This is a genomic window from Flavobacterium marginilacus, from assembly GCF_026870155.1.
Classification (GTDB): domain Bacteria; phylum Bacteroidota; class Bacteroidia; order Flavobacteriales; family Flavobacteriaceae; genus Flavobacterium; species Flavobacterium marginilacus.
In genome coordinates this window covers 3,611,175-3,625,103 of the sequence record NZ_CP113975.1, presented here as the reverse complement: position 1 = coordinate 3,625,103, position 13,929 = coordinate 3,611,175, and the positions used below count along the sequence as shown (strand labels likewise).

Below are 13,929 nucleotides of genomic sequence, written 5' to 3'. Positions count from 1 at the left end.
AATAAAGTTTAAAACTATGCACTTTAGCTTCTGAAAAATATTCTTTTGCCACAGATTCACAGATTTTAAAATCATTTTACTTTGTGAATCTGTGGCAATCTCATAAATTTTTCGGAACCCAGCCTTGTAGACTTTTAGTCAGCCAACCAAAACTATGAACTTTCTGTCCATAGTGGTTTATTTACAATTAGCAATTCTTGGGTTGTTAGCGTTATTGCATGGAAATAGATACTTACTTTGAGGGTAAAGAGCAGTTGGATTATCAGTTACTTCTAGAGGTGATAATGCCTGTCCATTGTAGCTTGGCATTGTAATCTGCTCTGCAGAACCATTTCCTAATGCTGTTTTTTTACCAGCAGCACTTCCGTTAAAACTATAATCGATCAAAGCATCCAATAGTCTGTAAATGCCATAGTAATCATATGCATCATAAGCAGATTGTGTGTTGGGTAAGTTATGTTCGGCTGTATATGTATAGGATGAGAGAACACTTTTTTTGATTAAAATAAAATCTTTTTCTGAATCCGGAATAGCAATGTTTTTGAAAATATCAATTGCCAGCCTGTGGTCATTGGTTACGTCGTCGTCATAGACTTGGGTGATAAGTTTAGTGTTGGCAGGGAAATTCTGCAGATCTTCCTGAGTGATTTGATGGGCATACCATTGTGCCATTGTAAAAATAAAACGTCCGTTTTGTCCCCAGCCTTCGTTAATAAATGCTTTGTGAGCCAATGCGAAAGAAGCGCCGCCACCAAAGGAATGTCCCATGAACCCCACTTTGGAAGTATCGATAATATTTGGGTAATTGGTTACTGCTTTTTTAAAACTTTCCCACAAAGTGCTGTATCTTTCATCTACAGTGACACCGGTTGTCGGGTAGGGTGCAAAAACAACAACATAACCTTTTTTGGCAATGAATTCATATAGACCAATGTTGTAGCTGCTTTCTTCACCACCAAAAGGATGGGAATAAAAGATAGTTGGTCTTGGAGCGGTAATACCCTTCGGATAAAATATTTCTACATTTTTTCCGCTATATAGTGGACTTGGGAATGATATTTTGGCAACAGTATAAGTTCCATCGGATCCATAACCGCTTTGGGGTCTCGAAATTGGTCCAGCCAAATCATCATCAATATTAGCAGGTGTTGTTGGTGTATCATCATTTTTAGAACAAGACAATGTGATAAGCACGGTAAAAATTAAAATTAGGGGTGAATTAATTTTCATACATTAGGTTTTATTTGGTTTGCAGTTGGATATATATTTTGATAAATGGTTTAATCAGTAAAATAATTTTATTGCAATTATATTTCGCTAACAGTAAAAAAATCTTCCGTCTTTTCTTTTGCTCTTTTTTTACCAAGTTTATCAACCCTGTACATCAATATTATGGATATAACCGAAATGCAGACAATTATAATTCCTAAAGTGTCATAATGTTCCAGCGGACTCCATTTGTCTTTTTGTACAACAATTGTGCCTGCAAAGGCTGCTGCAATACCGCCGGCTATCTGCTGTAATGATGAATTAATACTCATAAATGCTCCTCTATCCTGCATTTCAGGTATTGCAGTTACCAAAGCTGTGGAAGGTACCATACGCCCCATAATTCCCATCATCATCAGTACATTCATAACAGCGACAATTGCAAATGGAGTAACTCCAAGATTTGTATAAATGGTAATCATTACAATGGTCCAAATGGAGCCAAACGCAAATATTTTGTATTTGTCTATTCGGTCGCTTATTTTTCCAATTAACGGCATTACTACCAGTGTTGCTATGCCTGCAATCATAAAAATCATAGGTAATTGATTTTCTGTGATGTGTAAATTGTTTATTGCAAAAGCACTGCCAAAAGGCATCATCATAAAACCTCCGATTGAAAGTAATGCTGTGGCAGTAAATCCAACCCGATAGTCTTTTTTGCTAATGGTATGCAGTAAGTGTTTAAAAGCGGACTTATCTGATTGTATTTCTAAGTGTTTTATAATTGGTTTTAATTTTACAGCTATTATTAAAGCTACAATTCCTGCCATTCCAGCAACCCAGAGAAATGGTGCATGCCAGCCCCAGGCATTAGCAATATATAATCCGATTGGTATTCCTAAAATCTGGCTGGCGCCAAATCCCATCTGTATAAAACCCATCACGCGACCGCGCTGCTGCAGTGTAAATAAATCGGCAACTATCGCCATAGAAATTGAACCTATAACGCCTCCAAAAAGTCCTGTAATTATTCGTGCTGCTACTAATAAAGGATAAGTTGTAACTATACCGCATAAAATAGTTCCTGCGATAAAACCAGCATAGAAGAATAATAGTAATTTTTTTCGGTCGAATTTATCTGCAAAGCCAGCTGTAAGCAACCCTGAAATACCGGCACTAAAAGCATAAGCAGAAACGACCAAACCAAAATGAGCAGGTTTTAGGCTTAACGATTTCATTAGTATATCTCCCATTGGAGACATAACCATAAAATCTAGGATTACTGTAAATTGTGTAATAGCCAGTAAAAAAACGGCTAATTTCTGATAGGACGTAAACGGTATGGTCTGAGTATTTTTTTGTTTCATTTTATTTTAATCTAATGGTGTGCAATTGAAATTGTATTGGTCTAAAATTTTGATTATCTGCCCTTCAGATAGTGTTTCGGTTACAATCCGCAAGACGCAGTCAATATCTTCCTGATCAATATTCCATTGCTGTATTTCAGAGTTATTATTCAGTATACTGCTTATTTTTTGTTTATCACTTTCGGTTTTAATATTGGTTGCAAATACCAATATATTTTCTATTTGGTTTTCCATAGTTAAACTTTTTGTGGTGTCAATGCTTTTATTACTAATTCAAATGCTTCTTCGGTAGCTTCCTTCGTTAGTTTGAAAGGTGTGCCTGCCATATTTTTGCCCTCATTATGAAAACGGAGTAAAGTGTATAACGGACCGTAGGCAATGCTCCAAAATACCTCTTTGGACATACAGGTTAATTCTTTTTTGTCAATAGCATTTTTTAAAAAATCACCCATTATAGTCTTAAAATTGAGTACGCTTTTTTCCAAAATGCAGTCTCTGTAGCTGGAATGACTCAAAAGTTCCCAACAGGCAACATCAAGCGGATGTTTTATGGTGTGGCGTGCCCTGTTTTCCCATTGTTTTCGCAAGCCTTCCTTGAATGGCATATCAGGAGAAAAATCTTTAATCATTTCGTTAAAGAAATTCTGGCCAATTCCTACACCAATTTTCTTTATCAGATCATCTTTGTCTGTATAATAGATATACAAAGTAGCCACTGATACACTGCATTCTTTGGCCAAACGATTCATTCCAAAACCTTCAATACCCATTTTTACAAGCATTTCTATAGCTTTTTGTCTGACCAGCTCTTCTTTATTTGTGTCTCTTGTCCGCATTTTTTTATTATTGGAAAACAAATGTATTAATTATAAATGAATGTTCGCTTATTTATGAAAATATTTTTTTTGTTTCGATCCTAAGTCAATTAGTGATGTGATTTTAATTTTTTGTTGATATCTAAATGTTTTTAGTGTTTTATGAAAAGAGAATTTTTTTAATGAAAAACAAAAATTCATTTCTGGGGTTATTGTATGATTCTAAAAAATAGTAGAATTGAAATTTTAAGCAGAAATATTTTCGCCTTAATCGATTCTAAAAAAGGATGGTTTTCTTAAATTTATCGTTTTAGATAAGTGAATAAATTAAAAAAGTATAAATGGGAGCAGTTCAGAAGTTTTATAAAAATCGAAGTCTTGGAATACTATTGTATCTGTTTTCTGCAGTTTCCTTTCAAAGTTTACATGCTCAATATTTAAAAGGACTGACTAATGTAAGAGATACTTCTTATACAACTGCCAGTGCTTTCAAAAAAACATTGAAAGACTTTCCTAATTGTACCATCGTTCCCGTAATACATTTTGATTTTGTAAAACAAAAAAAGGATATTGTTTACTGCAGTTATGGAAAACGGAAAATGAAGCTGGATGTTTTTTTTGATATAAATGAAAAGAGAAAGCAAACCGCAGTTATCATTATTCATGGTGGCGGCTGGCGTTCTGGAAACAGACAGCAGCACCATCCAATGGCACAAAAACTGGCAAGTTTAGGGTATGTGTGTTTTACTCCAGAATACCGTCTTTCTACCGAAGCGCTTTTTCCGGCTGCTATTTATGATTTAAAAACAGTTATTCGCTGGGTTCGTGAAAATGCTGATCAATATAATATCGATCCAAATCAAATAGCTGTATTGGGATTTTCAGCAGGGGGCGAGCTTGCTTCTTTTTTGGGGACAACTGGAAATATGCCGCTTTTTGAAGGTATGGTGACAAACTCTAATTCGTTATCGCAGGTAAATGCTGTTGTCGATATAGACGGTACTTTGTCTTTTGTTCATCCAGAATCGAGTGAAGGTGATGACAGCAAAAAAATGTCGGCCGGAACATATTGGTTTGGATATTCAAAAAAAGAAAATCCGAAACTTTGGGAAGCAGCTTCGCCATTGAGTTATGTCGGTGCAGCTACGCCACCAACATTGTTTATTAATAGTTCGGTAGCGAGAATGCATGCTGGCCGTGATGATTATAGAAAGGTTTTGAACGAAAATGGTATTTATTCTGAGGTTCATGAATTTGAGAATTCACCGCATTCTTTCTGTCTTTTTAATCCTTGGTTTGACCCGACAATTCAATATATAGATGGTTTTTTGAAGCAAGTTTTTACTAAATAGAAATTTAAAAGCGGCTAAGGAAAATGGTCTGAATTGTAATTTGTTATGAGGTCAAAAAAACAAGTGTAAAAAAAAGACAGCCCTTTCGAGCTGTCTCTTGAAATATATAAACCAGAATAAATTAAGCAGTTTTCAATGCTGTAATTTTATCTAAAATGGTGTTGAATGTTTCGCTTGGACGCATTGCTTTACTAACCAACTCAGGTGTTGGCTGGTAGTAACCTCCAATAGTCTGCGGTTTTCCCTGTGCACCAATTAATTCGCTGTTGATTTTTGCCTCGTTAGCTTCAAATTCAGCAGCAATAGGAGTGAAGAGAGCTTTTAATTCTGCATCTTTAGTTTGTGCAGCTAAAGCCTGAGCCCAGTAGAATGATAAATAAAAGTGAGAACCTCTATTGTCAATCTGTCCTACTTTACGAGCAGGTGATTTATCAGTAGCTAGAAATTTATCATTTGCTTCATCTAAAGTTTCTGATAAAACAATTGCTTTTGAATTATTTAATGTTTGTCCTAAATGCTCTAATGAAGCTCCTAAAGCTAAGAACTCACCTAGTGAATCCCAACGTAAATAGCCTTCTTCGATAAATTGCTCTACGTGCTTTGGAGCAGATCCGCCAGCACCAGTTTCGAACAAACCGCCGCCGTTCATTAATGGAACGATTGATAACATTTTTGCAGAAGTTCCTACTTCAAGAATAGGGAACAAATCAGTTAAGTAATCACGCAGTACGTTTCCAGTTACTGAAATAGTATCTAAACCTTTGATGATTCTTTCTAAAGTAAATTCAGTTGCTGCAATAGGATTAAGAATACGAATATCTAAAGCTGATGTATCGTAATCTTTTAAATATTTCTGAACTTTAACGATTAATTCTCTGTCATGAGCTCTGTTTTCGTCTAACCAAAAAACAGCTGGAGTGTTAGACAAACGTGCTCTGTTTACAGCTAGTTTTACCCAGTCCTGAATTGGAGCATCTTTTGCCTGACACATTCTGAAAATGTCATTAGCTTCAACAGTCTGTTCCATTAATACGTTTCCGTTTGTATCTACAACACGAACAACACCATCAGCTTTCATTTGGAAAGTTTTGTCATGAGATCCGTATTCTTCTGCTTTTTGAGCCATCAAACCTACGTTTGGAACACTTCCCATTGTAGTTGGGTCAAAAGCACCGTGTTTTTTACAAAAATCGATAGTAGCTGTATAAACGCCAGCATAACATCTGTCTGGAATAACAGCGAAAGTATCTTGCTGTTTTCCGTCTTTATCCCACATTTGTCCAGATGTACGAATCATTGCCGGCATAGAAGCATCAACAATTACGTCAGAAGGAACATGCAGGTTGGTAATTCCTTTTTCAGAATTTACCATGGCCAATGCGGGACCATTTGCAATAGCGTTATCGATAGCAGCTTCAACCTCTGCTTGTTCTGGTTTCCCAGCTATTTTAGCATATACATCACCTAAACCATTTTTGGTATCAATACCTAAATCAGTAAATAATGCAGCATATTTTTCGAAAACAGCTGCGAAATAAACTTCTACAATAGCGCCAAAAATGATTGGATCAGAAACTTTCATCATTGTTGCTTTCAAGTGTACTGAAAGTAAAACGCCTTCTTTTTTAGCATCAGCAATAGTTTCAGCAACGAAAGATTTTAAAGCTGCAATATTCAATACTGAACTATCAATGATTTCACCTGCTTTTAATGGAGTGCTTGCTTTTAAAACAGTAGTAGAACCGTCTTTTGCTGTGAATTCAATTTTCACATCATTTGCTTCAGCAACAGTAACTGATTTTTCACTTCCGTAAAAGTCACCTTTTGACATAGATGCTACTTTTGTTTTAGAAGCTGAAGACCAAGCCCCCATAGAATGAGGATTTGCTTTCGCAAAATTCTTTACAGCTCTTGGAGCTCTACGGTCAGAGTTTCCTTCACGTAAAACTGGGTTTACGGCAGAACCTAAAACTTTAGAATATTTTGTCTTAATTTCTTTTTCAGAATCGTTTTGCGGGTCTTCTGGGAAATTTGGCACTGCATAACCATGTGACTGTAATTCAGCGATAGCAGCTTTTAATTGCGGTACCGATGCAGAAACGTTTGGCAGTTTTATAATATTAGCTTCAGGTAAAGTAGCTAATTTTCCAAGTTCAGATAAAGCATCAGCTGTTTTTTGATCTTCTTTTAAAAATTCAGGAAAGTTGGATAAGATTCTGCCGGCTAGAGAAATGTCTCTTGTTTCTATTTCGATATTAGAAGCAGCAGTAAATGCCTGAACAATTGGCAGAAAAGAGTAGGTTGCCAATAAAGGAGCCTCATCAGTTAATGTGTAAAAAATTTTAGCTTTTGATGTCATTTTTTTTATTTTTTTGATCTAAATCATAAGTTTATAACGAGCCTTATTAGCAAATATAACGATTGAGATAAGGCGGGCAAAGATATGAAATGAAGTTGTAATAGTGTTTTAAAATTTATATAAAAAAATAATATTAAACGCCTATTCTGTGATATTCTTAATTTGATATTTTTAGTACTGTTTGATTTTCAAATTGTGATTTTTGACCCCTAAAAATTATCAAAAAAAAAGCCCAAATTCGACTTATATCGAACTGGGACTTTTTTGTTAGTAAAGAAGTGTAGTAAACTATCTTCTTTTATCTCTAATTTTAGCTTTTTTACCAGTAAGTTCTCTGAAGTAGAAAATTCTAGCTCTACGTACAGCACCTTTCTTGTTGATTTCAATTTTTTGCAAAGCTGGTAAGTTAACTGGGAAGATACGCTCAACTCCAATTGCTCCTGACATTTTACGGATTGTAAAAGTTTCAGTGTTTCCAGATCCTCTTCTTTGAATAACAACACCTTTAAAAAACTGTGTTCTTGTTTTTTCACCCTCTTTAATTTCGTAGAAAACTGTGATTGTGTCTCCAGCTCCGAATACAGGGAAATCTTTTCTTGTTACGAATTCGTCTTGAACGAATTTCAATAAATCTGCCATTTTATTTTTATTTTATGGTTTAAAAAGAGCAACATTCACGGTTTTCGCCAGAGGTTGGTCTAATGAGGGTGCAAATGTAGAAAATATTTATGAATTGTGAAATATGAAATTACAAATTATTTTGAAGCGATAGTTTATTTAATGGGGCTAAAAAAAAGAACTCTTATTTCTGTAAGCTCTTTGTGTAATCCGTTGTTAAAAAAGAATTTAAGGAGTCATTTTTGCTTGTTTTACTTTTTTTATAGTTTCTGCAGTTTTTCCGTCTGTTCTTGCTTTAATATCGCTGTATTTGTTAATGCCTAACGACGAAGTCAGTGTTTTGTCTCTTTTGTCAAATAATTTGTCAATTTCTTTATCGCGGTTTTCTTTTGATAGATTCTTTCCGTCAAGACCAAATAATTCCAAGACTAAGGCATTGTTTGCATTTTCATAATAGGTTTTTTCGTCTGCGCTTAGTGCAACCCCGTATGTTTTGTTGAGTTCATTCAGCAGGGATTTTTTATTTATTCCTTGAGCGAACGAAGCAGATGAAATGAAAAAAGCAGTAATTAAAATAACTTTTAAGATTATTTTTTTCATGATTTATACTTTTAAAGGTTAAAAGGCAGTGAACTAACTTTTAGTTTAAGTATAAAGGTATGAAAATTAATCATTTAATAAATCGGGTCTTCTGTTCTTAGTGTGTTCGTAGGCAGTGTCCTCTCTCCATTTGTCAATTTTTGCAAAATGACCGCTCAATAGAACATCCGGAACTTTCCAGCCTTTGTAATCAGCTGGACGGGTGTAAATTGGTCCAGAAAGGAGGCCGTCCTGAAAACTGTCTGTCAATGCTGAGGTTTCATCGCTTAATACACCAGGTATTAATCGGATTAAGGCATCAGACAGAACGAGAGCACCTAATTCGCCGCCCGATAAAACATAATCACCTATTGAGATTTCTTTGGTAATAAAATGATCACGCACGCGCTGATCCACTCCTTTATAATGCCCGCATAAAATGATAATGTTTTCATACATCGACATAGTATTGGCCATTTTTTGGTTTAGCGTTTCACCATCGGGAGACATATAGATGATTTCGTCGTAAGTTCTTTCACTTTTCAAATGAGTGATACAGGCATCTATCGGCTGAATAGTCATAACCATCCCTGCACCGCCGCCAAAAGGATAATCGTCTACACTTTTTTGCTTATTAGTTGTATAATCTCTTAAATTGTGAAAATGAACGGTTACCAATCCTTTATCTATGGCACGTTTCATAATCGAAGCTTCGAAGGGACTTCTTAATAATTCAGGTAATACGGTTATAATATCAATTCTCATGTTAAAAAAAATCTAGGTAGCAAAGTTACCATTATTAATTGGTAATTCTTATACGTACTCAAACTCAGAAAACAAAGATGATAAAATATTTTAGTTGATGTAAATGCTGAATTGGAGTATATCTGTTGCGAATTTTTTAATAAACTATTTTAACAGTATTGATTTATTAAATTATTCTTTTTTTAATTACTTTTAGCAATAAATTCAAAATCATTCAAACTATGCGATTATCTTTTAATGGTGTTCGGGAATGTACAGGCCTAATTTTACTGGCAGTACTTTCGATCCATATCACTTCTGCACAAAATAAAGAGACAATGAATAATCCCTTATTACAAAAAAGCACATTGCAATATCAAGCTCCTGCTTTTGATTTATTTAAAAATGAACATTTTAAGCCAGCATTTGAGTTCGGTTTAAAAAAACAAGAGGAGGAATTGTTAAAAATCACTAACAATCCAGCAAAACCAACTTTTCAAAATACTGTTTTGGCTTTAGAATTAAGTGGAGCTGATCTGACTCGTGCAAGCTCAGTTTTTTATAATTTGACAGGTTCTAATACTAATCCTGATCTTCAAAAATTAGAACAGGAATATGCACCAATCTTTGCAGTAAATAGAGATAAAATTTTTTTAAATAGTAAGTTGTATCAACGTTTTAAAGCAATCAGTTTATCAAGTTTAAAAGGAGAAGATAAAAAATTAACTGAAGATTATTTGTTGAAATTTGAATTGGCGGGAGCAAATTTATCCGAAGCTGACAAAGAAAAAATGAAAGCGATTAATAGTGAATTGGCAATTTTAGGAACGACCTTCGGAAATAAATTATTAACGGCAAGAAAGAATGGAGCTGTTTTGTTTGATTCTCCTGCAGATTTAGATGGATTAAGTATTCAAGAAATTGAAGCGGCCAAAGCTCAGGCGACGGCAGCTGGCAAGGATGGTAAATATTTGATTAGTTTGCAAAACACTACGCAACAGCCTGTTTTGCAAAATTTAACAAATAGAGCTTCTCGAGAAAAAATATATAAAGCTTCTTGGACAAGGTCGGAGAAAAATGATGAAGGAGATACGAGAACTACTCTAGAAAAGATCGCACGTCTGCGTTTACAAAAAGCGCAATTAATGGGGAAAAAGAGTTTCGCTGAATGGAAAATTCAAGACCAAATGGCAAAAACACCAGATAACGCAATGAAGATTTTGTCCGAAATTGCTGCCCCGGCAGTGATTAAAGCAAAACAAGAAGCGATTGAAATCCAGGCAATTATTGATGCTCAAAATGGTGGTTTTAAATTAGCGCCTTGGGATTGGGATTTTTATGCTGAACAAGTGCGTAAAGCTAAATATGATTTAGATGACAGCCAGATAAAACCGTATTTCGAAATAAAGACAGTCCTCGAAAAAGGTGTGTTTTATGCTGCTAATCAAATGTATGGTATCACTTTTAAAGAGCGTAAAGATTTACCAGTCTATCATCCAGATGTAGTAGTTTATGAAGTTTTTGATAATGACGGAAAATCAATGGCTATTTATTACTTAGATTTTTATACACGAGATAATAAAAGAGGAGGTGCGTGGATGAATAGTTTTGTAAAACAGTCTCATTATTTAAAGCAGAAACCAGTAATTGTAAATGTTTATAATTTTGAGAAACCCGTAAACGGAAATCCATCTTTGATTAGTTTTAGTAATGTGAATACTATGTTTCACGAGTTCGGACATACCTTACACGGACTTTTTGCAAATCAGCAGTATGCCTCACTTTCAGGTACAAGTGTGCCAAGAGATTTTGTAGAGTTTCCTTCACAAATTAATGAACACGCGGCGTTAGATCCAAATATTCTTAAAAATTATGCTTTACATTATGAAACTAAAAAAGTAATTCCACAAGAATTAATTGATAAAATCAAAAAATCTGAAACCTTTAACTCGGGTTATAGTGTTACTGAATTGATGGCGGCATCTACTCTTGACATGGCTTGGCATAGCGTAACTAATGAAGCAGATTTTAAATCAGCTTTAGAATTTGAAACGGAAGCATTAAAAAAATATGGTCTTTTGGTTGATGAAGTTCCAACACGTTATCATAGTCCTTATTTTGCACACATTTTTAGTGGAGGTTATTCGGCGGGTTATTATGCTTATACTTGGTCGAAAACTTTAGATTATAATGTTTATGACTGGATTAAAGCACATGGAGGAATGACTCGTGAAAATGGAGAACGTTTCCGTAAATATATTTTATCTGTTGGTAATAGTGTAGATTTGAATAAAGCTTTCAAAGATTTTGTTGGTCATGATATGGAAGTAAAACCTTATCTTGAAAATGAGGGTTTGTAATACAAATTTAAAATATGTAAAGAGGCTGTCCAAAAAGTAAGGACAGCCTTTTTTTTGCTGTTTTTAATCTAAAATAGTATCTTAGAGTTGCACAAAAAACGAGCAATGGCTAAAGTAATATTTAAATCGCAATCGATCAATACACCGGAACTTTTTCCGATAAATATTTTTGATAAAATTTCAGAAAACCATCCTGTCCGCTTAGTGGATAAGATTGTCAATTCATTGGATATAAGTCATATACTTAAAATATATAAAGGAGGAGGCACCTCGGCCTATCATCCCAGAATGATGCTTAAGGTTTTGTTTTACAGTTATTTAAGCAACACTTATTCCTGCCGAAAAATAGCAAAGGCACTTACTGAGAACATTCATTTTATGTTTATTTCAGGCAACTCAACTCCTGATTTTAGAACCATTAACGATTTTAGAGGAAAGATTTTAAAAGAAAACATCAAAGATTTATTTGCAGAAGTAGTCAAAATGCTTGTGGAAATGGGCTATGTCAGTCTGGATATCCAATACATCGATGGAACAAAAATTGAAGCCAAATCCAACAAATACACCTTTGTCTGGCGGGGTTCTATAGAGAAATACAAAGAAAAACTCGAAGTAAAAATCAACAGCATCTTATCCGATATCGAAAACAGTATTTTATCAGATAATCAAGAAGTCAACAAGGAAGAATTACCAAAAAAAATAAACTCGGAAGAGCTGAAAGAAAAATTATCAGAACTCAATAAAAAACTCAAAGAGCCCAACAAGAAGATAACCAAAGAGCTTCAAAAGCTTCAGGAAGAGCACCTGCCAAAGCTTGAAAAATACGAAAAAGATTTAGTGATTTTAGGCAATAGAAACTCCTACAGCAAAACAGATCCTGACGCTACCTTTATGAGAATGAAGGAAGACCATATGAAAAACGGACAGTTAAAACCTGCATACAATCCTCAGATTTCTACTGAAAATCAATTCATTACCAATGTAACCATTCATCAGACACCTAACGACACTACGACTTTAAAATCCCATCTGGAGGAATTTGAAAAAATGTATCAAAAACAAAGCAAAACAGTTGTAGCCGATGCTGGTTATGGAAGCGAAGAAAACTACGAAATGCTTGAAAATAAAGATATAACGGCCTATGTAAAGTATAATTATTTTCACAAAGAACAGAAGAAAAAAATGAAGGACAATCCGTTTCTTGTCCAGAATTTGTTCTACAATATACAGCAGGATTTTTATGTGTGTCCAATGGGACAAAGAATGGAAAACATTGGCAGTGGAAAACGGACATCGGCCAACGGATACGAATCACAAGTATCTTATTATCAAGTAAAAAGATGTCATGGATGTCCGCTAAGAGGTCTATGTCACCAAGCCAAAGGAAACAGGACAATAGAGATAAACCACCGCCTGAACCAATTAAGGGCTAAAGCCAAAGAGCTGCTCACAAGCGAAAAAGGACTCGAACACCGAAGCAAACGCCCAATAGAAGTTGAAGCAGTATTCGGACAGCTAAAAAACAACAATAAATTCAGCCGGTTTACTTTCACAAGCATCGAAAAAGTGGAAATGGAATTTCTATTGATGGCTATCGGGCATAATTTTAGAAAAATGATAGCAAAGAACAATGATGCGTCGAAAACTCATCTAAAAATTTCCTTCAGAGTTCTAAATAGAGCTATAAAAGTCGAAATTCACTTTTTAAATACTGTAACAGAATATTTTTTCATTAATCAACCAACCCAAAATCGATTCCTGAAATTTGCAGCATAAAAAAAGCTGTCCTTTTCGGACAGCCTCTTTTTAAATTGCAACTCTTAGTGTATCTTTTTTATGATTATTATAATTTTTTGAGAAATGGACTTAACTAAAACTCCATTCCTTATAGCTTAGCTCCTTTTCTATTTTTTCTTCTATTTTTTCAGATAGTTTTTGGTTGAAATCAATACCGGTTATTTGTTCAATCTCATCAATAGTTTTAGCAAATTTATAGAGCGGTAAATCGGATTTTTCATTTGGTACTAAAAACGAAATCATGTTCAGGCTGTTATTTTCAACCCGAACCGCAATTTTGAAAAAATAATGAGGAACCGAAACTTCTTCATCGCCGATAGTTAATAGATTGTCGTGTAAAATACTTCCAGTTACAATAAATAGAGCTGTGTATTTATCAGCCCAGTATCTCACTTTTTGTTCTAGTCTGTTCCATATACCGGCATTAAAGTCCCTGTTTTGGGGCGAGACATTCGAAGTGTAAAAAGTTTCTGTGTAAGCTTCTTTAGAAAATTTCATATCAGCCGCAGGTACAAGATGTCCTTTGTCATAACCGGTGTCTTTGTAATTTCTCCAATGTGCCGATTCAGTATCTATAAGAGGATCCTGCTTAAAATAAGGACGCTCATAATGGTGTTCATACTGAGATTTTCCAGTCAGATAATAAGCGGTCCATTCTGCTTGTTCATGTTCTTCAGAGTAGGATAAGAAATAATGCTTATGTCTAATTATACTCATAAATGAGTT

Annotated in this window: 12 protein-coding genes; 3 read left to right on the top strand and 9 right to left on the bottom strand. The window is 34.7% G+C overall.

The genetic code is table 11. From position 1 onward, the window contains the following. Positions 1–177: 177 nt before the first annotated feature. From OZP07_RS14925 to OZP07_RS14910, 4 genes are all read right to left on the bottom strand, one after another. Entirely contained in the window at positions 178–1,230 is a 1,053-nt protein-coding gene (locus tag OZP07_RS14925; RefSeq protein WP_281635717.1) for an alpha/beta hydrolase, read from the bottom strand. Between the two features lie 77 nt (positions 1,231–1,307). Beyond that, positions 1,308–2,579 (bottom strand): MFS transporter, encoded by a 1,272-nt coding sequence (locus tag OZP07_RS14920; RefSeq protein WP_281635716.1) that lies wholly within the window; start codon positions 2,577–2,579, stop codon positions 1,308–1,310. A 6-nt stretch (positions 2,580–2,585) separates the two neighbouring features. Then, entirely contained in the window at positions 2,586–2,813 is a 228-nt protein-coding gene (locus OZP07_RS14915) for a hypothetical protein (protein WP_194639524.1), read from the bottom strand. 2 nt (positions 2,814–2,815) lie between these two features. After that, positions 2,816–3,415 carry a TetR/AcrR family transcriptional regulator gene (locus OZP07_RS14910; RefSeq protein WP_194639522.1) on the bottom strand — a complete coding sequence of 200 codons (600 nt, stop codon included), beginning with the start codon at positions 3,413–3,415 and terminating at the stop codon, positions 2,816–2,818. 320 nt (positions 3,416–3,735) lie between these two features. Here OZP07_RS14910 and OZP07_RS14905 point away from each other — a divergent pair, with 320 nt between their 5' ends. Further along, complete coding sequence (locus OZP07_RS14905) at positions 3,736–4,746, top strand: alpha/beta hydrolase (RefSeq protein ID WP_281635715.1); 1,011 nt, start codon at positions 3,736–3,738, stop codon at positions 4,744–4,746. Between the two features lie 121 nt (positions 4,747–4,867). Here the strand turns inward: OZP07_RS14905 and OZP07_RS14900 are convergent, their stop codons facing one another. The 4 genes from OZP07_RS14900 to trmD form a co-directional block, all read right to left on the bottom strand. Further along, positions 4,868–7,105 carry an NADP-dependent isocitrate dehydrogenase gene (locus OZP07_RS14900; protein WP_194639518.1) on the bottom strand — a complete coding sequence of 746 codons (2,238 nt, stop codon included), beginning with the start codon at positions 7,103–7,105 and terminating at the stop codon, positions 4,868–4,870. Positions 7,106–7,393: 288 nt separating this feature from the next. Continuing rightward, positions 7,394–7,744 carry a 50S ribosomal protein L19 gene (rplS, locus tag OZP07_RS14895; RefSeq protein WP_194639516.1) on the bottom strand — a complete coding sequence of 117 codons (351 nt, stop codon included), beginning with the start codon at positions 7,742–7,744 and terminating at the stop codon, positions 7,394–7,396. Between the two features lie 207 nt (positions 7,745–7,951). Further along, positions 7,952–8,323 carry a hypothetical protein gene (locus tag OZP07_RS14890; RefSeq protein WP_281635714.1) on the bottom strand — a complete coding sequence of 124 codons (372 nt, stop codon included), beginning with the start codon at positions 8,321–8,323 and terminating at the stop codon, positions 7,952–7,954. Positions 8,324–8,389: 66 nt separating this feature from the next. Continuing rightward, a complete protein-coding gene (gene trmD, locus OZP07_RS14885) occupies positions 8,390–9,067 on the bottom strand; it encodes a tRNA (guanosine(37)-N1)-methyltransferase TrmD (RefSeq protein ID WP_281635713.1) in 678 nt (225 codons plus the stop codon). A gap of 317 nt (positions 9,068–9,384) precedes the next feature. Between trmD and OZP07_RS14880 the strand changes: the two genes are divergently transcribed. Both OZP07_RS14880 and OZP07_RS14875 read left to right on the top strand, forming a co-directional pair. Continuing rightward, on the top strand, positions 9,385–11,406 hold the full coding sequence (locus tag OZP07_RS14880; RefSeq protein WP_281638481.1) for a M3 family metallopeptidase: 2,022 nt from the start codon (positions 9,385–9,387) through the stop codon (positions 11,404–11,406). Positions 11,407–11,511: 105 nt separating this feature from the next. After that, a complete protein-coding gene (locus tag OZP07_RS14875) occupies positions 11,512–13,182 on the top strand; it encodes an IS1182 family transposase (protein WP_349293641.1) in 1,671 nt (556 codons plus the stop codon). 90 nt (positions 13,183–13,272) lie between these two features. Here the strand turns inward: OZP07_RS14875 and OZP07_RS14870 are convergent, their stop codons facing one another. Next, entirely contained in the window at positions 13,273–13,920 is a 648-nt protein-coding gene (locus OZP07_RS14870; protein ID WP_281635712.1) for a DNA/RNA non-specific endonuclease, read from the bottom strand. Positions 13,921–13,929: the final 9 nt, after the last annotated feature.